Origin of the sequence: Acidovorax sp. SRB_14 (genome assembly GCF_012932145.1) — a bacterium.
GTDB lineage: Bacteria > Pseudomonadota > Gammaproteobacteria > Burkholderiales > Burkholderiaceae_C > Simplicispira.
The window spans coordinates 1-20,687 of sequence record NZ_MWOK01000022.1; the positions used below are offsets into that span (position 1 = coordinate 1).

The following is a 20,687-nucleotide window of genomic DNA, read 5'->3' on the forward strand; positions in this document are numbered from 1 at the left end:
GAACACGACAACGCGTCCCTCAAGGGCGCCACGCTCCACACCGTCACCGCTGCTGCCGCCTGCGGCGGCGACGTGCACGTGCTCGTCGCCGGCCACAACGCGGCAGCGGCCGCGCAGGCCGCCGCCCAAATAGCCGGCGTCGCCAAGGTCCTCCACGCCGACGCCCCCGGGCTCGAACACGGCCTCGCCGAGAACGTCGCCGCGCAGGTGCTCGCGCTCCAGGGCGATGGGGCTGGCAACTACAGCCACATCCTGTTTGCCGCCACGGCCGGCGGCAAGAACGTCGCGCCGCGCGTGGCCGCCCGGCTCGACGTCGCGCAGATCAGCGACATCACCCGCGTGATCTCGGCCGACACGTTCGAGCGCCCGATCTACGCGGGCAACGCGATCGCCACCGTGCAGAGCCTGGACGCCGTCAAGGTGCTCACCGTGCGCACGACGGGCTTTGACGCGGCGCAGGCTGCCGGCGGCAGCGCTGCCGTCGAGCCCACGGCCGCCACGCCGGATGCGGGCCAAAGCCGCTTTGTCGGCAGCGAGATCGCGCACAGCGACCGGCCCGAACTGACGGCCGCCAAGATCATCGTCTCGGGCGGGCGGGCGCTCGGCAGCAAGGAAAAGTTCGACGAAGTGATCACGCCGCTGGCCGACAAGCTGGGAGCCGCGATGGGCGCAAGCCGCGCCGCGGTGGACGCGGGCTACGCGCCCAACGACTGGCAGGTCGGGCAGACGGGCAAGATCGTCGCGCCCGAGCTGTACGTGGCTGTGGGCATCTCGGGGGCGATCCAGCACCTGGCGGGCATGAAGGACTCGAAGGTGATCGTGGCGATCAACAAGGACCCCGAGGCGCCGATCTTCTCGGTCGCCGACTACGGGCTCGAGGCCGACCTGTTTGCGGCCGTGCCGGAATTGGTCAAGGCCCTTTGAGCGTCTCTGGCGCTACCGATATGAGAGCTGTAAACGCATAGCTGGTAAGCGCCAGAGCCATTTTTTATTCAAAAATAACCGGAGACAAAACCCATGGCCCTTCCCCTTTCCCGCCGCACCCTCATGCAGGCCGCCACCGCCGGACTGGCCAGCGCGGCCCTGCCAGCGCTGGCACAGGCGGCTTGGCCGAGCAAACCGATCAAGATCGTCGTGCCCTACACGGCGGGCGGCTTCACCGACCAGATGGCGCGCCTGCTGCAGGTGGGCCTGCAAAAGCAGCTGGGCCAGCCGGTGGTGATCGACAACAAGCCCGGTGCCAACAGCATCATCGGCGTCGATGCGGTCGCCAAGGCGGCGCCCGACGGGCACACCTTCGGCGTCGTGATCCCGGCCTTCACCGCCAACACCACCCTCTACCCCAAGCTGCCCTACGACCCGCGCAAGGACCTAGTGGGCGTCTCGCTGCTCGGGGTGTCGCCGCTGGTGGCTGCGGTGGCCCCCAACGCGCCGTTCAAGAACACCCAGGAATTGGTGGCCTACGCCAAGGCCCACCCTGGCAAGGTGAGTTTCGCGTCCTCGGGCAGCGGCTCGGCCGCGCACCTGACCAGCGAGCTGTTCAAGACGCTGACCAAGACCTACATGGTGCACATCCCGTACCGGGGCTCCACGCCCGCGCTGACCGACCTGATGGGCGGGCAGGTGCCGCTATTCCTGGACCCGCCGCCGAACCTGATCCAGCCCGCCAAGGCGGGCCGCATCCGCCTCATAGGCGTGGCCAGCGAGAAGCGCCTGCCGATCCTGCCCGATGTGCCCACCTTCGTGGAGCAGGGCATGCCCGGCATGCTGGGCAGCACCTGGGCCAGCATGATCGCGCCAGCCGGCACACCGCGCGAGATCGTCAAGCGCGTGTCGGAAGCGGTCAACCAGATCATCCACAGCGACGAGACGCGCGCCAAGCTCGAAGCCATGGGCACGTTCGCTGAAGGCACCACGCCCGAGGCGTGCGATGCTTTCCTGGCGTCGGAAACCACCAAATGGGGGAAGGTGATCCGCGACGCCGGCGTGAAGCTGGACTGAGCGCGGTGCAGCTGCAGGCGCAGCTGCACGACCTTGGAAGGCCGCAGCCGATGGCTGCGGCCTTCTGCGTTCAGCTTCAGTTGCTGCGGATGCCGTTGTCGCGGATGACCTTGCCCCACTTCTCGAAATCCTTTTGCATGCGGCTCGTCATGCCGGCAGGAGGAGCGTAGGCGGCCGTGGTGCCGGCCTGCTGGAGCTTTTCCTGCACGGTCTTGTCGGCCAGCGCCTTCTGCAACTCCAGGCCCAGGCGCGCCACGATATCGGCAGGGGTGGAGCGCGGGGCGAGCAGTCCGCCCCAGGCGACCGCTTCAAAGCCAGGGAAGCCCTGCTCGGCCACGGTCTTGACCTCGGGCGTGAAGACCACGCGGCTCGAAGAGCCCACGGCAATGGCGCGCAGCTTGCCGGCCTTGATGTGGGGCAGGGCGGCAATCATGTCCGAGAACATCATCGGCACCTGGCCGCCGAGCAGGTCGGTGATGGCCGGCGCACTGCCGCGGTACGAGATGTGCTGGATGTCGAATTGCCCCTGGTTCTTGAGCAGTTCCGTCGACAGGTGGCCGAAGCTGGCGTTGCCCGCGCTGGTGTAGTTGAGCTTGCCGGGCTGGGCCTTGGCCTTGGCCACGAGCTGCTGCAGGCCCGTCACATCGGGCATCACCTGCGGGTTGACCACCATGACGATGGGCAGGTCGTAGGCCGTGCCGATCGGCGTGAAGTCCTTGAACAGGTCGTACTTTTTCTGCTCGTAGAGGTGGTTGGCCAGCAGGGTGGGCGATGCCAGCATGACGAGCGTGTAGCCGTCGGCGGGGCTCTTCGCCGCGACCTCGGTGCCGAGCATGCCCGAGGCGCCGGCCCGGTTCTCGACGATCACAGGCTGCTGCAGGCCCTCGCTCATCTTCTGTCCGATGATGCGCGCCGCCGTGTCGGTCGGCCCGCCCGGAGGGAAGGAGACGATCAGCTTGATGGGCTGGTTCGGGTAGCTCTGGGCCATGGCCTGGCCGGCGAACAAGGGCAGTGCCAGGGCCGCGGCCAGGCCGCTCAAGACGTGGCGGCGGGCGGCGGTGCTGCGGTGGGTAGGGGTGCTTTTCATGGTCTCCTCTCGGGGTTGCTAGCGGTGTGGCTCAATCGGCCGCCACCGGTGGATGGGTCGGGCACCAAGGCCCGGTCCGGAAAATGCTGGGGTCCATGCTGCGCAGGTCGGGCGCCACGTCCAGCGGGCCGGCGCACTGCGCCAGCACATCGCGCTGCAGGTCGATGCCGGGCGCCAGCTCGACGACGGTCAGGCGCTGCTCGCCCTGGGCGTTGGGCCGCATCTCGAACACCGCGCGCTCGGTGATGTAGAGGACGGGCGTGCCGCGGCTGGCGGTGTAGGGGCCGTTGAAACTCAGGTGCGACACCTGGTCGACGAGCTTGCGCACCCGCCCTTCCTGCACGATGCGCAGGGCCCCGTCCTCGACCGCGACCTGCAGGCCGCCGGTGGTGAGGGTGCCCATGAAGACCAGGGCCTTGGCGCTTTGGGTGATGTTGATGAAGCCGCCCACGCCCGCGATCGATGCCTCGCCCGCTTCGCCGAACTTGCTGACGTTCACGTTGCCCTGGGGATCGAGCTCGGCCAGCCCGAGGATCGACAGGTCGATGCCGCCGCCCTCGTAGAAGTCGAACTGCGCCGGCTGGTCGATGACCGCCTCGGGGTGGGCGGACGCGCCGAAGCTCAGGCCATCGGCCGGCGTGCCACCCACGGGCCCGGCCTCGACGGTGAGCGTGAAGCCCGACAGCCCGGCCTGCTGCGCCAGCGCGCCCACGGCCGCGGGCATGCCGACGCCCAGGTTCACCACGCGCGGCTGCAGCCGCTGCAGTTCCAGCACGGCGCGCCGCTGGACGATGGTGCGGGCGTCCAGCGGCGCGGCCGCGCCGGGTGCCTGCGGGGCCGCCTGGACCCGCTTTCCGCGCCAGGGCTGGGTGTAGGCGGCATTGAAGTTCTCCGAGAACGTCATCTGGTGGTGCGCCGGGTCGTCGCAGACCACCACGTAGTCCACCAGGATGCCCGGGACATGGATGGCGTGCAGGAGTTCGTGGCACTCGACCAAGTTCTTCACCTGCGCGATGACGATGCCACCGCTGTTGCGCGCGGCCTGGGCGATGGCCAGCAGTTCGTGGTGGAAGGCCTCGCCGTGCGTGCTCAGGTTGCCGCGCGCATCGGCCGCCGTCGCGCGTATCAGCGCGCAGTGGATGGGGAACGCGGGGTAGAAGAGGTATTCCGCGCCCCGGAACTCCAGCGCCTCGACCCACTGCGATCGCCCTTCGGCGACGGCGTGGGCCGCCGACTGGTTGATGGCGCCGCCGTGGTAGCGCGCGTCCAGGTGGGTGCGCGGGTCCACAAAGGTGTGCAGGCCGATGGGCGTCAACACCCCCGGCTTGCCGCCGGCGATGGCGCGGTACAGGTGGCTGATGACGCCCTGGGGCAGGTTGTAGCCCTCGCATTGCTCTTGCAGTGCCAGGGTGGCCAGGCGCGGGGCCGAGCGCCAGTGCCCGCCGCAGACCACCCGGGTCATGCCCGGCTGGCCGAAATGGTTGACGCCGCGCAGGCCGCGGTCGCCCTGTCCGGCGGAATAGACCAGCGTCAGGTCGCGCGGCTGGGCACTCGCGCGGAAACGGCGCTCGAGCGCCGAGGTGATGGCCTCGGCATGGCCCGCGCCGACAAAGCCTGCGCAGGCCACCGTGGCGCCGGAAGGGACGAGGGCCGCGGCCTGGTCTGCGCAGATGATTTTCATTGTGAACGGATTGAGCAATAGGTGAGAATGCTGTTTAGCGAACAAATGTTCGCCAATTGAGTAATCCTAAGCCGCATTGGCAGACGACGCAAGCGCCAGGCGGCTCCTACAATCCCCGGCTTGCCCTTGAACGAGGTTGGAAATGCCTGCCACTGCTGCCTGCGAAGAGTCGGCCAAGAAAGAGCCGGAGCTGCTGGACGCCTTGTCGAACGGGCTGGCGCTCTTGCGCCTGTTTGGCCAGGGCGTGCCCGCCATGACGATGCAGCAGGTGGCCGAGGAACTGGGGGTCACGCGCGCCGCCGCGCGCCGCCTGCTGCTGACGCTGCAGCACCATGGGTATGTGGCGCAGGATGCGCGCCGCTTTTCCATCACGCCCCGCGTGCTGGAGCTGGGCCATGCGTATTTCGCCTCCATGAGCCTGCCGGTGCTGGCGCAGCCGGTGATGCAGGCGCTGGCACAGGAGCTGCAGGAAACCTGCTCGCTCGGGGTGCTGGACCAGGACGCCGTGGTGCTGCTGGCGCGCGAGGAGCCGCGCAAGCTGCTGCGGGTCGATCTGGGCGTGGGGCGGCAGCTGCCCGCCTATGCGCACTCGATGGGGCGTGTCTTGCTCGCCGCGCTCGACGGGCCCGCCCTGTCGGCCTATTTCGGCCGGGCCAGCCTGCTGCCGCTCACGCCGGCGACCACGACCGATCCCGCCGCGCTCCAGGCCATCCTCCAGCGCGCGGGCAAGGACGGGTACTGCGTGCTCGACAGCGAAATGGCCGACGGCTTTGGCGGCCTCTCCGTGCCGCTGCGCGACAGCCAGTCCCGGGTGGTGGCCGCGCTGGGCCTGAGCATGGTGCTGGGACGGCGCACGCGCAAGGACCTGGTGCGCGACTGTCTTCCCGCGCTGCAGCGGGCGGCCCAGCGGATCGAGGCGATCCTCGGCGCGCGCAGCGCCGGCCCTCAGGTATAGCGCTTGGCGCGCAGGTTGTCCTTCATCTGCTGCAGGATGGGCTGCAGCGGCGGCCCGATGCGCAGCGCCACGCAGGTGGCCAGCACGTCGATGACGAGCAGGTGCAGCAGCCGCGAGACCATGGGACTGTAGCGGTCGTAGCCCTCGGGGTGGTCGGCGGCCAGGTGGATGGCGCACGCGGCCGCCAGCGGCGAGCCGCTGGCGGTGATGGCGATGGTGGTGGCGCCGTTCTTGCGCGCGATGTCGGCCGCGTCCATCAGATCGCGCGTGCGGCCCGAGTTGGAGATGATCACTGCGCAGTCGCCCGGGCCCAGCAGCGTCGCGCTCATGACCTGCATGTGGCCGTCGCTGGTGGCCAGGCTGGTGACGCCGAGGCGGAAGAACTTGTGCTGCGCGTCCTGCGCCACGATGCCCGAATTGCCCGCGCCATAGAACTCGATGCGCCGCCCGGTCTGCCAGGTGGCGGCGATGGCGCTGGCCGCACGCTCGATGGCGACGGTGCTGGCGGCGTTGCGGTACTGCAGGAAGGCGGCCACCGCGTTGTCGACCACCTTGACCATCACGTCGCTGGTCTTGTCGTCGGCGTCCACGCTGCGGTGGATGAAGGGCACGCCCTCGCTGACGCTGCCGGCCAGCTTGAGCTTGAAGTCGGCCAGGCCGTCATAGCCCATGCTGCGGCAAAAGCGCACCACGGTGGGTTTGCTGACCTGCGAGCGCGCGGCCAATTCGCGCACCGGAAGGCGGGCGAATGCGCGCGCGTCCGCCAGCACGAGGCGGCCCACGCGCTGCTCGGCCGGGGCCAGGGAGGAAAGGGATGCGGCGATGCGGTCGAGCATGGTGTGAAAGGCAGAGAGTGCAGGTGAAAAGCGCAGCGGACGGGGCGGGGATCAGCGCGGTCGCCGCCGACACCTTCGACACGTCGCTAGCATTCCTCGGTCCAGCACTGCGCGTCGCGTGCGACCAGCGCGCTCGCCGCGCTCGGGCCCCAGGTGCCGGCGGCGTAGTGGCGCGGCCCGTCCTCGGCGTGCTGCCAGGCGTGCAGGATGGGTTCGACCCACGCCCAGGCCGCTTCCTGCTCGTCGCTGCGCACAAACAGGTTCAGCCGCCCGGCCAGCACGTCGAGCAGCAAGCGCTCGTAGGCACCGACGCGCTCGGTGCCAAAGCGCTGGTCGAAGTCCATGTTCAGCGACACCGGCGACAGCGGTGCCGACGTGCTCTGCGCCGGCTGCAACGGCAGCGGGTGCTGCGCGGCCGGCCCGCGCGGCGCCTGCGCGGCGGCAAACAGGTGCAGGTCCAGGCCGTCGCGCGGCTGCAGGTGGATCACCAGGCGGTTGGCGCCGTCCGCCGGGGTGCGGAAGATGGCGTGCGGCGTGGGCCGGAAGTTGACCACGATGAAGGCCTCGCGCGCCGCCAGGCGCTTGCCGGTGCGCAGGTAAAAGGGCACGCCGGCCCAGCGCCAGTTATTGATTTCGGTGCGCAGCGCCACAAAGGTTTCGGTGCGGCTGGCCGGGTCCACGCCGCTCTCGTCGCGGTAGCCGGCCACACGCTCGCCATTGATCTGGCCGGCGCCGTACTGGCCGCGCACCACGTCGCGTGCCAGGGTGTCGGGGGTCCAGGGGCGCAGCGAGCGCAGCACCTTGAGTTTTTCGTCGCGGATGGCGTCGGCGCCGGCGTTCGCGGGCGGCTCCATGCCGATCGCGCACAGCAGCTGCAGCGCGTGGTTTTGCACCATGTCGCGCAGCGCGCCCGTGCCGTCGTAGAAGCTGCCGCGCTTTTCCACGCCCAGTGTCTCGGCCATGGTGATCTGGATGTTGGCAATGGTCTCGCGCCGCCACAGCGGCTCGAACAAGGCGTTGCCAAAGCGCAGCGCGAGCAGGTTCTGCACCGACGGCTTGCCCAGGTAGTGGTCGATGCGGAACACCTGGTGCTCGGCAAAGTGGCGCAGCACCGTGGCGTTGATGGCGCGGTTGCTGGCCAGGTCGTGGCCCAGGGGCTTTTCGAGCACGATGCGGGTGCGCGGCGTGGCGAGGCCAGCGGCGCCCAGCTGCTCGGCCACTCTGGCGAACAGCGCCGGGGCCGTCGCCAGGTACAGCACCACCGCCTGCGCTTCGCGTTGGCGCAGGCGTGCTGCCAGCGCGGCGTAGTCGGCGGGGTTCGACAGGTCGGCGCGCACGTAGTGCAGCAGCGCCGAAAAGCGCGCGAACTCGTCCGGGCTGGGGCGCTTTTCGCCCTCGACGCCGCCCAGGCGCTGCGCCACCCAGGCGCGGTAGGCGGCGTCGTCGAGCGCTTCGCGCGCCACGCCGACGATGCGCCCGTCCGCGGGCAAGGAGCCGTGGCGAAACGCCTGGAACAGCGCCGGCAGCAGCTTGCGCCAGGCCAGGTCACCGGTGCCACCCAACAAAACCAGATCGAAGCTCATGGCAAGGCAAGAACAGGAAGTGAACAAAAGAGTCACCGCAATGTAACCGGGGTTCATCGGCGCCCGGTGCTGCGCAGGTGCGGCGGCCGGCCGAATACACTGGAGACTGCGAGAACGTGGACACGTTCTTATGCCGCCCCGGCCCGTCGCCAGGGGCTTTGCCCGGATTCCAGGATTTGTTGCCATGAACCAGCTCGACGCACTCAAACAGTTCACCACCGTGGTGGCCGACACCGGCGACTTTCGCCAGTTGGCCCAGTTTCGCCCGCAGGACGCGACCACCAACCCCTCGCTGATCCTCAAGGCCGTGCAAAAGCCCGACTACGCGCCACTGCTGCAGGACACCGTGTCGAAGTGGCACGGCCGCGACCTGGCCGAGGTCATGGACCGCCTGCTGGTGCGCTTTGGCTGCGAGATCCTGTCCATCATCCCGGGCCGCGTCTCCACCGAGGTCGATGCGCGCCTGAGCTTCGACACCAACGCCACCGTGGCGCGCGCCGAGCGCATCATCGGGCTGTACCAGGCCGAGGGCGTGCACATCGACCGCGTGCTCATCAAGGTGGCCGCGACCTGGGAGGGCATCGAGGCGGCGCGCCAGCTCGAGAGCCGGGGCATCCACACCAACCTCACGCTGCTGTTTTCGTTCGCGCAGGCCGTGGCCTGCGGCCAGGCCAAGGTGCAGCTGATCTCGCCCTTTGTCGGCCGGATCTACGACTGGCATAAAAAACAGGCCGGCAGCGCATGGGACGAAGCCGCCATGGCCGGTGCCAACGACCCTGGCGTGCAATCGGTGCGCGCCATCTTCAACCACTACAAGCACTTCGGCATCGCCACCGAAGTGATGGGCGCGAGCTTCCGCAATGTCGGCCAGATCACTGCGCTGGCGGGCTGCGACCTGCTGACGATTGCGCCCGATTTGCTGGCGCAGCTGGCCACCGCCGAGGCGCCGCTGGCGCGCGCGCTCGATACGGGCGCAGCCCGGGCCCTGGACCTGCCGGCCGTGAACTACGACGAGGCCGGATTTCGCTACGCGCTCAACCACGATGCCATGGCCACGGAGAAGCTGGCCGAGGGCATCCGCGCCTTTGCCGCCGATGCCCTCAAGCTCGAGCAGCTCATGCTCGCCGCCTGAATGACAGCGCACGGCCCCGCCCCCTTGACCGGCCAGCGCGCCCGCTGTGACCAGACGCGCGCCTGGGGCGCGCTGCACGCGCATTTCGACCGCGTGGGCCGCGGCTTCGACATGCGCGCGGCCTTTGCCGCCGATCCCGGCCGCTTTGGCGCGCTCAGCCAGGAGGCACCGCACGTCTTTGCCGACCTCTCGCGCAACCGCGTCGATGCCGCCACCGAGCGCCTGCTGCTCGCGCTGGCGCGCGAATGTGGCCTCGAACAGCACCGCGACGCCATGTGGGCCGGCCAGGCGATCAACACCACCGAAGAGCGCGCGGTGCTGCACCATTTGTTGCGAAATCCGGCTCCAGCGACCGCCCATCAAGCGCCAATAGCTACTGATTTCATAGCTTGCGCGAACCGCGAGGTGCAGGCCACGCTGCAGGCCATGCTGGCCTATGCGGAAAGCGTGCGCGCCGATGCGCAGATCACCGACATCGTCAGCATCGGCATCGGCGGCTCGGGCCTGGGCCCGGCCATGGTGGTAACGGCGCTGGAAGACCTGTGGCGCCAGGGCCAGCGCGTGCACTTTGTCTCCAACGTCGACGGCATGGAGCTGGGCTGCCTGCTGCGCCAGCTCCGGCCCGAACGCACGCTGTTCCTGATCGCGTCGAAGACCTTCACCACCGCCGAGACCATGGTCAACGCCCATGCCGCGCGCGACTGGTTCCTGGCGCACGGCGGCAGCCTGGACGCCGACGCGCCCGTGCCGCTGGCGCGCCACTTCGCCGCGCTCACGACCAACATCGCAGCCGCACGCGACTTCGGCATTGCGACCACCTTCGGCTTCTGGGACTGGGTGGGCGGGCGCTATTCGCTGTGGTCGGCCATCGGCCTGCCAATCGCCATCGCCGTGGGCGCACCGGCGTTTCGCCAGCTGCTGGCCGGCGCGCACGCGATGGACGAACATTTCCGCAGTGCACCGCTGGAGCGCAACCTGCCGGTGCGCCTGGGTCTGCTCGACGTCTGGTACCGCAACTTCCACGGCTTCACGAGCCGCTGCATCGCGCCCTACAGCCACGGCCTGCGGCGCCTCTCGGCCTACCTGCAGCAGCTGGAGATGGAGAGCAACGGCAAGGGCGTGGACTGGCAGGGCCGCGCCTTGCCCTATGCCACCGCGCCCGTGGTCTGGGGCGAGCCCGGCACCAACGGGCAGCACGCGTTCTTCCAGATGCTGCACCAGGGGCCGGACGTGATTCCGGTCGAGTTCATCGTACTGCGCCGCGGCGGGCGCGACCTGCCCGAGCAGCACCCGCGCCTGGTGGCCAACGCCCTGGCGCAGGCCAAGGCGCTGATGCTCGGGCGCGCGAGCGCCTGCGGCCACCGCCATTTCAGCGGCAACCGGCCCAGCACCGTGCTGCTGCTCGAGCAGCTCGATCCGGCGTCGCTCGGCGCACTGATCGCGCTCTACGAGCACCGTGTGTTCGTGGCCGGCTCCATCTGGGGCATCAACAGCTTTGACCAGTGGGGCGTGGAGCTGGGCAAGCAGCTGGCCGCCAACATCGAGCCGCGCCTGGCGACAGGTGACGGCACCGGGCTGGACGGCGCCACGGCCGGCCTGCTGCGGCGCCTGCACGCCGGGCCGGGGCCGCAGTAGGCACCGCAGGATCAGGGCCAGGTGATGGCCACGCGCAGCCCGCCCAGTGCCGGGCTGCGGTCCACCTGCACGCGCAGGCCGTGCAGCCGCGCGATGCGCTGGACGATCGACCAGCCCAGGCCGCTGCCGCTCTGGCCGGTGCCCAGCACGCGAAAGAAGCGCTCGCCCAAGCGGGCGATGTCGGCGTCGGGCAGACCGGGGCCGCTGTCCTGCACGCACAGCTGCGCCGCGCCACCCGGCGTGGCCGGGCCGATGTGGAGCTGCACCTGCGCGCCGTCGGCGCTGTAGCGCAGCGCGTTGTCGAGCAGGTTGCGCAGCAGCACGCGCGCCAGGGGCTCGGCCAGCGGCACCGGCGTGGGGCCAGCGAGGTCCAGCGCCAGCTGCTGCCCGCGTGCCTTGGCCGTGCTGGCCAGCTCGCCCGCCAGCGTGCGCGCCACCTCGGCGAGGTCGGTGGGCGGGGCGTCGGTGGCCTCGGCGTCCGCGTCCAGCCGGGCCAGCTGCAGCAGTTGCTCGACCAGGCGCGTGGCGCGGTCGCAGCCGCGCACCGTGGCCGCCAGCGCCTGGGCGCGCTCGGCGTCCTGCGTGGCGCCCTGGGCCACTTGGGCCTGCATGCGGATGCCGGCAATGGGGGTGCGCAGCTCGTGCGCGGCATCGGCAGTGAACTGCCGCTCGGCCGCCAGCAGCTCCGCCATGCGCTCGAACAGGGCGTTGAGCGCCGCCACCAGCGGCAGCACTTCGGGGGGCACGCCGGCCGTGGGCAGCGGCGCCAGCGACTGCGGCTGGCGCTGCGCCACGGCCCCGCCCAGTTGGCGCAGCGGTCGCACCAGGCCGCGCACCACCCACCAGATGCCCAGCGCCAGCAGCGGCAGCGCCCAGGCCAGGGGCTTGAGCATGCCCTTGACGCTGGCCAGCACGATGTCCTGGCGCACCGCCTGCTGCTCGCCCACGAGGATGCGCACATCGCTTTCCCGGCCTGGGGTAACGAACACGCGCCAGGCGTGGCCTGCGACCTCGCTGTCGGCAAAACCCCGCTTGCGCCGCGCGGTCAGGGGTTCTTCGGGGGCGTTTTTCGAGCGCGCCAGCAGTTGGTCTTCGTGCCAGAGCTGGAACACCACATGGTGCTGGTGTTTGTCCAGCTCAGAGGCTTCGTTGAGTTGGTCGTCGTCCAGTGCGTCCAGCGGTTGCAGCCGCAACAGCGCGGCGGTCTGCGCCAGATGGGCGTCGAGCAGTTCTCCCACCTCGTCCTCGGCCTCGTGCCAGGTGAGGGCGGCGGCGCTGGCCCAGGCCAGCAGCACCAGCGCCAGCACCGCCAGCAGCAGCCGCGTTTGCAGCGAGCGCGGTGCTCGGGTAGCGGGCAGGCCGTTCATGGGTCCGTGGGTCCAATGCGGTAGCCAATGCCGCGCACGGTCTCGATCAGCGCCGTGCCCACCTTGCGCCGCAGGTGGTAGATGTGCACCTCGACGGCGTTGCTGTTGATCTCGCTGCCCCACTGGTACAGGCGCTGCTCGAGCTGCTCGCGCGAGAGCACGCGCCCGGCGTTCAGCAGCAGTGCGTGCAACAGGTCGTATTCGCGGTTCGACAGATCGACCGGTGCGCCGCCCTGCCACACCCGGTGCGCGGCGGGGTCGAGCTCGACGTTGCCGGCCGCCAGGCGCCCCTCGCTCTGGCCGTGGGCGCGCCGCACCAGCGCGCGCAGGCGCGCGGCCAGTTCGTGCAAATCGATGGGTTTGACAAGGTAGTCGTCGGCGCCCGCGTCCAGCCCGGCAATGCGCGCCGGCACGGCGTCGCGCGCCGTCAGCACCAGCACGGGCGTGGCAATGCGGCGTGCGCGCGCCTGGCGCAGCACATCCATGCCGTCCTGGCGCGGCAGGCCCAGGTCGAGCACGCAGGCCTGGTAGGCGCCCGTGGCCAGCTCGCGCTCTGCCGCCATGCCGTCGCGCACCCAGTCCACCGCAAAGCCGTGCTGCGCCAGCCCGGCGCGGATGCCCGAGCCCAGCAGTTCGTCGTCTTCGGCCAGCAGGATGCGCATGCGTGCCTTTCAGTCAGTCGTCGTCGCCATCGTGTCGGTGATTCTCGCTCCAGTGCGCGGCGTCCTGCGCCGGCGCTGGCGGCGCCGCCTGCCACTGCCAGGCCCAGAAGACCAGCACGCAGGCCAGCACCAGCGCTGCCAGAACCGCGTGGTTGCGTTCGGGCAGATTGGGGCCGGTGCCGGGCACGCGGCCCGTGAGCATGGGCCGCGCCAGGTTCTTGCGCCGCAGTGCGCTCAGCAGCGCGATCAGGCCGATGTGCGCCAGCACCACCGCCAGCAGGGCGTTGCCGAAGAATTCGTGCACGTCCTCCAGCCATTCGCCGCCCCATTCGTCCCACACGGCGTAGCCGCTGAGCGTGAGCGGCAGCACCAGCGCGAGGATCAGCGCGATGGCCAGCACCATCAGCAGGTTCTGCCCCGGCTTCCAGGCCGCTTGCAACGCACCGGGCGAGCGCACGGTGGCCAGGGACTTCAGCCACGCCGGCCAGCCTTTGAGGCGGCGCCACAGCACCGACAGCCGCACCTGGCGTGGCCCCAGAAACCCCCACAACAGGCGCGCCACTACCAGCCCCGCCAGCGTGTAGCCCAGCGTGACATGCACCAAACGCCAGCGCTCGCCATCGGCCGTGAGGTAGGCGCCCATGAAGCTGAAGGCGATCAGCCAGTGCAGCATGCGCGTGCTGGCATCGGTCACGCGCCGGCTGGGTGGCCGGGTGGCAGCAGCAGCGGAAGACGATGGGGAAAGGGTGTCGGTGGCCATGGTGGTACTCACTTCGGGATGCGAACGCGGTCGTCGTCAAAGTCGCCCTGGTCGGCGCGGGTGTGGCAGGCCATGCAATGGGCGCGGCTGCCGACGGCGGCGCGCTGCCACACGGCGGGCGCTACCTCGCGGTGCTTGCGCTCGAACCAGGCCGAGCGGGTGATGCGGTCCTGCGGCGGCTCTTCGCGCACGCGCTTGTATGTGCCGGCGTGGGCCTGCAGCCAGGTGTTGATCTTGCGCACCAGGGCCGGGTCGAGCGAGGCGTCGGTGCCGTAGTGTTGGTCCAGGCCCTTCATCATGCGATCCCACGAACGGACGGGCAGCATCCCCGGCGGGTAAGCCATGTGGCAAGAGGCGCAATCCTGCTGGTAGGCCGGCAACATGGCTTTGGTGGGCATCTCGCGGCTGTCGGCAAAGGCGGCGGGCAGCGCGCAGGCCAGGGCCAGGAAGACGGTGGCGCGCCGGGCAGTGGGCGCGCGGCGGGAAGGGGGGAAGCGGGTCATGGCCTGTCCTTGGCGTTGAATTGCAGCAGCCAGGCCAGCACGTCGGCTTTTTCGGCCGCCGTGCACTCGCGCTTCAGCACGTCCTTGCAGTTGCGGCGAAACCACTTGTCGGCCTTGGCGCTGTCGGTGAAGCGTTCGGGATTGAACGCGGGCGCCAGCGGAGCAATGGCTTTGCCCGTGGAGGCGTGGCGTGCGGGTGCGGTGGGCGGGTTGCCGTGGCAGGACGCGCACGACCATTCGCCGCCATGGCGGCTGGTGAAGAACACGCGGCCGCGTTCGGCACTGACCGGGGCGCCGGAGGCATCGCTCCAGCGCTGCATCTGCAAGGCCGCGGTGGTGTCGGCGGCATGTGCCAGGGGCAGGGTGCAGGCCAGCGCCAGCAGCGCGGTCCGGGCGGCGAGGAAGGGGCGGGGAGGTGTGTGCATGCCGCCATGGTGCGGGGCGGGCATGAAGAATGGCTTAACGGGCGCGCCAGGGTGCGGGCGCTTTGCCTGAGGCCAGTTTTATGCATCCAAAGTGGCTCTGGCACTGATGGATAAAGCGCAGCACGCTATGAACCATGTAGCAATCCAATGAAAAAAGCCCGCAGGCGGTGGGGCCTGCGGGCTTTTTGGAAAGGTGAGGCGGGCGCCTCGGGGCGGGGCCAGCCCCGCCCGATGGCGATTACATGCCCATGCCACCCATGCCGCCCATGCCACCCATGTCGGGCATGCCGCCGCCGGCTGACTCATCCTTGGGCGATTCGGCGACCATGCACTCGGTCGTCAGCATCAGCGAGGACACCGAAGCGGCGTTCTGCAGTGCGGTGCGCGTGACCTTGGTCGGGTCCAGAATGCCCATCTCGATCATGTCGCCGTAGGTGTCGTTGGCAGCGTTGAAGCCGTAGTTGCCCTTGCCAGCCAGGATGGCGTTGACCACCACCGAGGGCTCGCCACCGGCGTTGGCGACGATTTCGCGCAGGGGCGCTTCGATGGCCTTGAGCACCAGCTTGATGCCGGCTTCCTGGTCGGCGTTGTCGCCCTTGATCTCGCCAGCCGCTTGGCGGGCGCGCAGCAGGGCCACGCCACCGCCTGCCACGATGCCTTCTTCCACGGCAGCGCGGGTGGCGTGCAGGGCGTCTTCGACACGTGCCTTCTTTTCCTTCATCTCGACTTCGGTGGCAGCGCCGACCTTGATCACGGCCACACCGCCGGCCAGCTTGGCCACGCGCTCTTGCAGCTTTTCGCGGTCGTAGTCGCTGGTCGCTTCTTCGATCTGCACGCGCACTTGCTTGACGCGCGCTTCGATGTCGGCAGCCTGGCCTTCGCCGTCGATGATGATGGTGTTTTCCTTGCCCACTTCGACGCGCTTGGCCTGGCCCAGGTCGGCCAGCGTGACCTTCTCGAGCGTCAGGCCCACTTCTTCAGCGATGACCTTGCCACCCGTGAGGATGGCGATGTCTTCCAGCATGGCCTTGCGGCGGTCGCCAAAGCCCGGGGCCTTGACGGCCACGACCTTCAGGATGCCGCGGATCGTGTTCACGACCAGCGTCGCCAGGGCTTCGCCTTCGACGTCTTCGGCAATGATCAGCAGCGGACGGCCGGCCTTGGCGACCTGCTCCAGCGTGGGCAGCAGGTCGCGGATGTTGCTGATCTTCTTGTCGAACAGCAGCACGAAGGGGTTTTCCAGAATCGCGGCTTGCTTTTCGGGGTTGTTGATGAAGTAGGGCGACAGGTAGCCGCGGTCGAACTGCATGCCTTCGACGACGTCGAGTTCGTTGTCCAGGCTCTTGCCGTCTTCCACGGTGATCACGCCTTCCTTGCCGACCTTGTCCATGGCATTGGCGATGATTTCGCCGATGCTGGAGTCAGAGTTGGCGGAGATCGAACCGACCTGGGCGATTTCCTTGGAGGTGGTGGTGGCCTTGGAGGCCTTCTTCAGCTCGGCGACCAGGGCCGTCACGGCCTTGTCGATGCCTCGCTTGAGGTCCATGGGGTTCATGCCGGCGGCCACGTACTTCATGCCTTCGCGCACGATGGCCTGGGCCAGCACGGTGGCGGTGGTGGTGCCGTCGCCAGCGTTGTCAGAGGTCTTGGAAGCGACTTCCTTGACCATCTGCGCGCCCATGTTCTGCAGCTTGTCCTTGAGTTCGATTTCCTTGGCGACGGACACGCCGTCCTTGGTCACCGTGGGGGCGCCGAACGAGCGCTCGAGCACCACGTTGCGGCCTTTCGGGCCCAGGGTCACTTTGACTGCGTTGGCCAGGATGTTCACACCTTCGACCATGCGTGCGCGGGCTTCGCCGCCGAAAACTACGTCTTTTGCTGCCATGTTGGAGCTCCTGAATTTAAGTGAAATACGGTCCAGCGCCCGTCAAACAAGCGCCAGTAGCTATTGATTCGATAGCTTGCGGATTACTTTTCGACGACTGCGAACAGGTCGTCTTCCTTCATGACCAGCAGCTCGTCGCCATCGACCTTGACGGTCTGGCCGCTGTACTTGCCAAACAACACGCGGTCGCCGACCTTGACGCTCATCGCGCCCAGTTCGCCCTTGTCGTTCTTCTTGCCAGGGCCGACGGCCAGCACTTCGCCTTGGTCGGGCTTTTCAGCGGCGTTGTCGGGGATGAAGATGCCGGATGCGGTCTTGGTTTCGCTTTCGATGCGCTTGACAATCACGCGGTCAGCAAGGGGGCGAAGTTTCATTGCGATCTCCTGGGTTCAAAAAGGTTTTGCTACATCAAAAAGCGCCTGACCTCTCAGGCGCCGCCAAACTTCGGCCAGACAGCGTTGTTAGCACTCTCTGGCGTTGAGTGCTAATGATAAGGGCATTTGCGCCGATTTCAAGGGCCTGCTGGTCGGTCGGGTCGCGCTGCGCCGTCTCAGGCCTGGGTGGTGAGGCTAAAGAAGTGGTCGAGCATGTGGAAGTGGTCTTCGAAGAACGCCTCTTCCAGCGCCGCCAGTTGGTCGATCGCCACCCACTGCACCTGCATCGCATCGTCGTCCGCCTGGACGGCCGGAAACGGCGCACCGCCGAGGTCGAAATAGTGCGCGTGCGTGATGGTGCGCCCGCGCTGGCTGCGGTCGGGGTGGTCGAAGACGGCGACCTCCTTCAACGCAGCGCGCATGGTGGCGTCGGGCAGCTGGCAGTGGGTTTCTTCGGCCAGTTCGCGCAGGCAGGACTGCCAGACGGTTTCGCGCTGTTCGATGAAGCCGCCGGGCACGGCCAGTTGTCCCTTGCCGGGCGCATGGGCGCGGCGGATGAGCAGCACATGGTTCTGGCAGCGCACGACCGCGTCGACGGTGGCGAACACCGGCGGGAAGGGCGCCTGCGCCCAGGCCTGGTGGTAGGCGCGCAGCATGCGCCACTCCTCTTGCAGCACAGGGTAGTCAGGCTGCTGCGCGAACGCGGTGAGCACGGCGAGGGTGCTGGCGGGGATCTGCTGCGCGAGCGGCGCCAGCGCGTCGGCCGCGGTGGCGGGCGTGGCGCCGAAGTAGGCGTCGCGGATGGTGGTGGCGTCGATGCTGCCCTGGCGCTCGACGGGGATCAGTTCCCAGCCCGGAAATGCGCTGAGGTAGCTGCTGGTGGCGTCCTTGAAGTGGCCGACCAGGCCGATGCGCGCGCCGGCCGGCACGAGCGCGGCCACGCCGCGCTGCACGGCCCGGACCCACAGCGCTTCGTTGTAATAGTCGCGCACCGGCAGCACCTGCAGGCGCGCGCGGTCGGCCTCGGGCAGGGCGTTGCGCAGCATCTCGGCGCGCTCTTGCCAGGTGAACGGGTTCTTGGGCGAGCGCACCTGCCAGGCCGATCCGACGACCACGATGGCCTGGCGCGCGCTGGCCAGCGCGCGCTGCAGCAGGGCCAGGTGGCCGCTGTGGACGGGCTCGAAGCGGCCGATGTAAATGGCGGTGTCGTACATGTGTCTGGGGTGCGCCCCGGGGCCGCACGGTCCGGGTATCAAAAAGGAGAGCGTCTGGCGCTGGGTTGTTCTGGCCTGGAAGGGGTTTTATATCCGAAATGCACAGCGCCTTTGCGCGCCGCGCTCCTGTTTTCGAAGCGCGCTGCCCCCGCGCCGCTGCGCGTGTCCGCGTGCCGCGCTGCCGCCCCGACGCTGCTCAGGCCGGGACGTTGAACACTTGGCGCAGGTAGGCCAGGAAGGTCGGGTCGTCGCACAGCAGCTTGCCGGGGCTGTCGGAGAGCTTGGCCACGGGCTGGCCATTGGCGTGCGTGAGCTTCATCACGATGTGCAGCGGGGGCAGGCCCATGTCGTTGGCCAGCTGCGTGCCGATGCCAAAGCCCAATTGCGTGCGGTTGCCGAAGTGGTGGTAGAGCTGCAGCGCGCGCGGCACGTCGAGGCTGTCGGAGAACACCAGGCGCTTGGTGTGCGCGTCGATGCGCAGCTTGTCGTAGTGCGCCAGGGCTTTTTCGCCCCAGGCGATGGGGTCGCCCGAGTCGTGGCGCAGGCCGTCGAACAGCTTGGCAAAGTAGAGGTCGAAATCGGCCAGGAAGGCGTCCATGCCCACGGTGTCGGTCAGGGCGATGCCGAGATCGCCGCGGTATTCCTGCACCCAGTCTTCGAGCGCGGCCTTCTGGAAGTCGCGCAGGCGCACGCCCAGCGCCTGGTAGGTCTGCAGGTATTCGTGCGCCATGGTGCCGATCGGCACCAGGCCCAGGTCGCGCGCCAGCAGCACGTTCGAAGTGCCCTTGAACCACTGCCCGGTCTCGCGCGCGAACGCCTGCACGACCTCGCGTTGCCAGGCGCCCGAATAGCGCCGGCGCACGCCGAAGTCGAACAGCTCGAACGGGTGCGCGAGCGCCACTTCGCTGGCCAGCTCCTGCAGCTGGTGGATCTTGTGCTGCAGGCGCACGCGCCCTTCGGCCAGCGCGGCGGCGGGGTCGAAGCGGCGGAAGTACAGCTCGTTGACGATGGACAGCACATGGATCTCGAAGCCCATCACATGCACCTGCGGCCCGCGCACCACGATGCGCAGCTGATCGCCCTCGGCGGTGGCGCGGATGAAGGCGCGCTGGAACTGGAAGATGCGCAGGAAGTCGACGAAGTCCGAGCGGATGAAGCGCAGCCCCGCCAGGTAGTCGAGCTCATCGGGCGCAAAGCGCAGGCGGCACAGGTGGTCGAGTTCGGTGTTCACTTCGTCGAGCAGCTCGGCCAGCGGGTACTGCGGCGTGTTGCGGCAGACGAATTCGTACTCGGCCTGCGTTTGCGGGTGGCGGTGCAGCATGGCCTGCCACATGGTGAACTTGTACAGGTCGGTGTCGAGCAGGCTGGTGAGGATGGCAGGCATGTCTTGTGTGCTATTTATTCAATAGCTATCGACGCTGTGTGGATCAGCGTTAGAGGGTGATTTCGTTCGAATGTGCGAGGCGCACGCCCTGGGCGCGCATGGCGTCCAGGAAGGCGGCGTGCTGCGCCTCGAAGCCCGCCACCGGGCCCATGCAGTCGGTCAGCAGCACGATGCGTTCGGGCCGCCCGCCGGGCAGGTGCGCCACCAGGTGCTCGGTGGTCGCACGCACGCAGTGGCTGCTGGCCTCGCCGGCGACCAACAGCAGCTCGGCCGTGTCCAGCGCGGCGAGCAGGCGGGTGTTGAGCTGCGTGCTGGGGTCGGCCGGGTCGGGCACCTCGGCCTGCAGCGCGCTGTAGTGCTCGGTCCAGGGGTTCATGCCCTTGAAAACGTGGTGGACGGCGCGCTGGCGCTGCAGCTGCCAGTGGCCGCAGGCGGCCAGCACGCTGGCGTGCACGCCGTGGCCCCAGCTGCCGATCTCGCAGTGCACGGGCCAGACCATCAGCGTGTAGCGGCCCTGGCGCTCCAGCGCGTCGAGGTAGACCAGCGTGCGCGGCAGCGCGGCCGCATCGCGCGGCGCATAGGCGCCGGCGCGCACCTCGGCGGCGGTGATCGGGGTGAACGGCGCCACGGCGGCGCCGCCGTGGCTCTGCCAGAAGCCGGGGTGGGCGATGTCGTGGCGCTGGTGCGAGTCCAGCGTGAGGGTGATGGCATCGATGGCCGCGCCCTGTGCGGCGATGAAGCGGGCCAGGCGCAGCATGTCGGCGTGCGCGCCGGTCACGGGCAGGGCGGGCGCCATGCGCGTGCCGGTGGCGGGGTCGGTGGGGTGCCAGTCGGCGGGCAGATCGCAGAAATCGTTCTGTGGATCGATGGCCAGGAGCTGGATGCGGGTCATGGGCTTCCTCAGGGTTCAGGCAGGCAGTGTAGGCGCGGCCTGCCTGAACCCGCGAGGAGGGGAGGCCCGGGCGCGCTGCCCGGGCGCTGCACTGGGGCAGTGGGCGCCTATTTCAAGGTCTTGCGCGCCGCGCCAATGCCGAGCACCGCCAGCACCACGAACAGCACCGCCAGCGCCAGGAACAGGATGAACAAGATCTTGGCAATGCCCGCCGAGCCGGCGGCCACGCCGGTGAAACCGAGCGCGCCGGCGATCAGCGAGATCACGGCAAAAACAATGGCGTACTTCAGCATGGGGAGCTCCTTGGACAT

General features: G+C 69.0%; 20 protein-coding genes. 5 read left to right on the forward strand and 15 right to left on the reverse strand.

Annotated elements, in window-relative coordinates:
* Both B2J86_RS14580 and B2J86_RS14585 read left to right on the forward strand, forming a co-directional pair.
* The coding region (locus B2J86_RS14580) for an electron transfer flavoprotein subunit alpha/FixB family protein (RefSeq protein WP_173025245.1) at window positions 1-924 on the forward strand (924 nt) is incomplete at its 5' end.
* A 93-nt stretch (window positions 925-1,017) separates the two neighbouring features.
* On the forward strand, window positions 1,018-2,001 hold the full coding sequence (locus B2J86_RS14585; RefSeq protein WP_169169260.1) for a tripartite tricarboxylate transporter substrate binding protein: 984 nt from the start codon (window positions 1,018-1,020) through the stop codon (window positions 1,999-2,001).
* A 76-nt stretch (window positions 2,002-2,077) separates the two neighbouring features.
* On the opposite strand, the gene B2J86_RS14590 is transcribed toward B2J86_RS14585, so the two are convergent.
* On the reverse strand, window positions 2,078-3,088 hold the full coding sequence (locus tag B2J86_RS14590) for a tripartite tricarboxylate transporter substrate binding protein (protein WP_169169261.1): 1,011 nt from the start codon (window positions 3,086-3,088) through the stop codon (window positions 2,078-2,080).
* 31 nt (window positions 3,089-3,119) lie between these two features.
* Window positions 3,120-4,769, reverse strand: a complete 1,650-nt coding sequence (locus tag B2J86_RS14595; RefSeq protein ID WP_173025983.1) for an acyl CoA:acetate/3-ketoacid CoA transferase — start codon at window positions 4,767-4,769, stop codon at window positions 3,120-3,122.
* A gap of 142 nt (window positions 4,770-4,911) precedes the next feature.
* On the opposite strand from B2J86_RS14595, the gene B2J86_RS14600 reads away from it, so the two are divergent.
* The gene (locus tag B2J86_RS14600; RefSeq protein ID WP_169169263.1) at window positions 4,912-5,724 is read left to right on the forward strand and encodes an IclR family transcriptional regulator C-terminal domain-containing protein; all 813 of its coding nucleotides are present in this window, start codon (window positions 4,912-4,914) and stop codon (window positions 5,722-5,724) included.
* Here B2J86_RS14600 and B2J86_RS14605 read toward each other — a convergent pair.
* Both B2J86_RS14605 and zwf read right to left on the reverse strand, forming a co-directional pair.
* Window positions 5,715-6,560: a MurR/RpiR family transcriptional regulator gene (locus tag B2J86_RS14605; RefSeq protein WP_173025984.1), complete on the reverse strand. Its 846-nt coding sequence runs from the start codon at window positions 6,558-6,560 to the stop codon at window positions 5,715-5,717. The two genes, B2J86_RS14600 and B2J86_RS14605, sit on opposite strands and share 10 nt — an antisense overlap.
* A gap of 86 nt (window positions 6,561-6,646) precedes the next feature.
* A complete protein-coding gene (zwf, locus tag B2J86_RS14610; protein WP_169633417.1) occupies window positions 6,647-8,143 on the reverse strand; it encodes a glucose-6-phosphate dehydrogenase in 1,497 nt (498 codons plus the stop codon).
* A 184-nt stretch (window positions 8,144-8,327) separates the two neighbouring features.
* On the opposite strand from zwf, the gene tal reads away from it, so the two are divergent.
* Both tal and pgi read left to right on the forward strand, forming a co-directional pair.
* The gene (tal, locus tag B2J86_RS14615; RefSeq protein ID WP_169633418.1) at window positions 8,328-9,275 is read left to right on the forward strand and encodes a transaldolase; all 948 of its coding nucleotides are present in this window, start codon (window positions 8,328-8,330) and stop codon (window positions 9,273-9,275) included.
* The gene (gene pgi / locus B2J86_RS14620; protein ID WP_169633419.1) at window positions 9,276-10,910 is read left to right on the forward strand and encodes a glucose-6-phosphate isomerase; all 1,635 of its coding nucleotides are present in this window, start codon (window positions 9,276-9,278) and stop codon (window positions 10,908-10,910) included.
* 11 nt (window positions 10,911-10,921) lie between these two features.
* Here pgi and B2J86_RS14625 read toward each other — a convergent pair whose 3' ends face one another.
* The 11 genes from B2J86_RS14625 to B2J86_RS14675 all read right to left on the reverse strand — a co-directional run bounded on the left by B2J86_RS14625 (window position 10,922) and on the right by B2J86_RS14675 (window position 20,669).
* Window positions 10,922-12,277: an ATP-binding protein gene (locus B2J86_RS14625; RefSeq protein ID WP_173025985.1), complete on the reverse strand. Its 1,356-nt coding sequence runs from the start codon at window positions 12,275-12,277 to the stop codon at window positions 10,922-10,924.
* Window positions 12,274-12,939 (reverse strand): response regulator, encoded by a 666-nt coding sequence (locus B2J86_RS14630; RefSeq protein ID WP_169633420.1) that lies wholly within the window; start codon window positions 12,937-12,939, stop codon window positions 12,274-12,276. The genes B2J86_RS14625 and B2J86_RS14630 overlap by 4 nt, the downstream gene beginning before the upstream one ends.
* Window positions 12,940-12,952: 13 nt before the next feature.
* Complete coding sequence (locus B2J86_RS14635) at window positions 12,953-13,699, reverse strand: cytochrome b/b6 domain-containing protein (protein WP_169169270.1); 747 nt, start codon at window positions 13,697-13,699, stop codon at window positions 12,953-12,955.
* A gap of 8 nt (window positions 13,700-13,707) precedes the next feature.
* A complete protein-coding gene (locus B2J86_RS14640; RefSeq protein ID WP_173025986.1) occupies window positions 13,708-14,202 on the reverse strand; it encodes a diheme cytochrome c in 495 nt (164 codons plus the stop codon).
* Complete coding sequence (locus B2J86_RS14645; RefSeq protein ID WP_169169271.1) at window positions 14,199-14,651, reverse strand: DUF1924 domain-containing protein; 453 nt, start codon at window positions 14,649-14,651, stop codon at window positions 14,199-14,201. The genes B2J86_RS14640 and B2J86_RS14645 overlap by 4 nt, the downstream gene beginning before the upstream one ends.
* A gap of 214 nt (window positions 14,652-14,865) precedes the next feature.
* A complete protein-coding gene (groL, locus tag B2J86_RS14650; RefSeq protein WP_169169272.1) occupies window positions 14,866-16,512 on the reverse strand; it encodes a chaperonin GroEL in 1,647 nt (548 codons plus the stop codon).
* An 83-nt stretch (window positions 16,513-16,595) separates the two neighbouring features.
* Window positions 16,596-16,886, reverse strand: coding sequence for a co-chaperone GroES (locus B2J86_RS14655; RefSeq protein ID WP_169633421.1), 291 nt, complete (start codon window positions 16,884-16,886; stop codon window positions 16,596-16,598).
* A gap of 176 nt (window positions 16,887-17,062) precedes the next feature.
* Window positions 17,063-18,100, reverse strand: coding sequence for a bifunctional nicotinamide-nucleotide adenylyltransferase/Nudix hydroxylase (locus B2J86_RS14660; protein ID WP_169169274.1), 1,038 nt, complete (start codon window positions 18,098-18,100; stop codon window positions 17,063-17,065).
* Window positions 18,101-18,296: 196 nt separating this feature from the next.
* A complete protein-coding gene (gene pncB, locus B2J86_RS14665) occupies window positions 18,297-19,484 on the reverse strand; it encodes a nicotinate phosphoribosyltransferase (protein WP_169633422.1) in 1,188 nt (395 codons plus the stop codon).
* A 49-nt stretch (window positions 19,485-19,533) separates the two neighbouring features.
* Window positions 19,534-20,376 carry a cysteine hydrolase gene (locus B2J86_RS14670; RefSeq protein ID WP_173025987.1) on the reverse strand — a complete coding sequence of 281 codons (843 nt, stop codon included), beginning with the start codon at window positions 20,374-20,376 and terminating at the stop codon, window positions 19,534-19,536.
* 107 nt (window positions 20,377-20,483) lie between these two features.
* Complete coding sequence (locus B2J86_RS14675) at window positions 20,484-20,669, reverse strand: DUF1328 domain-containing protein (protein WP_169169277.1); 186 nt, start codon at window positions 20,667-20,669, stop codon at window positions 20,484-20,486.
* Window positions 20,670-20,687: the final 18 nt, after the last annotated feature.

What these genes read in the sequence shown, in the direction of transcription:
- B2J86_RS14585 (WP_169169260.1), top strand. Translation starts at nt 1,018, where the DNA reads ATGGCCCTTCCCCTTTCCCGCCGCACCCTCATGCAGGCCGCCACCGCC.
- B2J86_RS14590 (WP_169169261.1), bottom strand. Translation starts at nt 3,088, where the DNA reads ATGAAAAGCACCCCTACCCACCGCAGCACCGCCGCCCGCCGCCACGTC.
- B2J86_RS14595 (WP_173025983.1), bottom strand. Translation starts at nt 4,769, where the DNA reads ATGAAAATCATCTGCGCAGACCAGGCCGCGGCCCTCGTCCCTTCCGGC.
- B2J86_RS14600 (WP_169169263.1), top strand. Translation starts at nt 4,912, where the DNA reads ATGCCTGCCACTGCTGCCTGCGAAGAGTCGGCCAAGAAAGAGCCGGAG.
- B2J86_RS14605 (WP_173025984.1), bottom strand. Translation starts at nt 6,560, where the DNA reads ATGCTCGACCGCATCGCCGCATCCCTTTCCTCCCTGGCCCCGGCCGAG.
- zwf (WP_169633417.1), bottom strand. Translation starts at nt 8,143, where the DNA reads ATGAGCTTCGATCTGGTTTTGTTGGGTGGCACCGGTGACCTGGCCTGG.
- tal (WP_169633418.1), top strand. Translation starts at nt 8,328, where the DNA reads ATGAACCAGCTCGACGCACTCAAACAGTTCACCACCGTGGTGGCCGAC.
- pgi (WP_169633419.1), top strand. Translation starts at nt 9,276, where the DNA reads ATGACAGCGCACGGCCCCGCCCCCTTGACCGGCCAGCGCGCCCGCTGT.
- B2J86_RS14625 (WP_173025985.1), bottom strand. Translation starts at nt 12,277, where the DNA reads ATGAACGGCCTGCCCGCTACCCGAGCACCGCGCTCGCTGCAAACGCGG.
- B2J86_RS14630 (WP_169633420.1), bottom strand. Translation starts at nt 12,939, where the DNA reads ATGCGCATCCTGCTGGCCGAAGACGACGAACTGCTGGGCTCGGGCATC.
- B2J86_RS14635 (WP_169169270.1), bottom strand. Translation starts at nt 13,699, where the DNA reads ATGGCCACCGACACCCTTTCCCCATCGTCTTCCGCTGCTGCTGCCACC.
- B2J86_RS14640 (WP_173025986.1), bottom strand. Translation starts at nt 14,202, where the DNA reads ATGACCCGCTTCCCCCCTTCCCGCCGCGCGCCCACTGCCCGGCGCGCC.
- B2J86_RS14645 (WP_169169271.1), bottom strand. Translation starts at nt 14,651, where the DNA reads ATGCCCGCCCCGCACCATGGCGGCATGCACACACCTCCCCGCCCCTTC.
- groL (WP_169169272.1), bottom strand. Translation starts at nt 16,512, where the DNA reads ATGGCAGCAAAAGACGTAGTTTTCGGCGGCGAAGCCCGCGCACGCATG.
- B2J86_RS14655 (WP_169633421.1), bottom strand. Translation starts at nt 16,886, where the DNA reads ATGAAACTTCGCCCCCTTGCTGACCGCGTGATTGTCAAGCGCATCGAA.
- B2J86_RS14660 (WP_169169274.1), bottom strand. Translation starts at nt 18,100, where the DNA reads ATGTACGACACCGCCATTTACATCGGCCGCTTCGAGCCCGTCCACAGC.
- pncB (WP_169633422.1), bottom strand. Translation starts at nt 19,484, where the DNA reads ATGCCTGCCATCCTCACCAGCCTGCTCGACACCGACCTGTACAAGTTC.
- B2J86_RS14670 (WP_173025987.1), bottom strand. Translation starts at nt 20,376, where the DNA reads ATGACCCGCATCCAGCTCCTGGCCATCGATCCACAGAACGATTTCTGC.
- B2J86_RS14675 (WP_169169277.1), bottom strand. Translation starts at nt 20,669, where the DNA reads ATGCTGAAGTACGCCATTGTTTTTGCCGTGATCTCGCTGATCGCCGGC.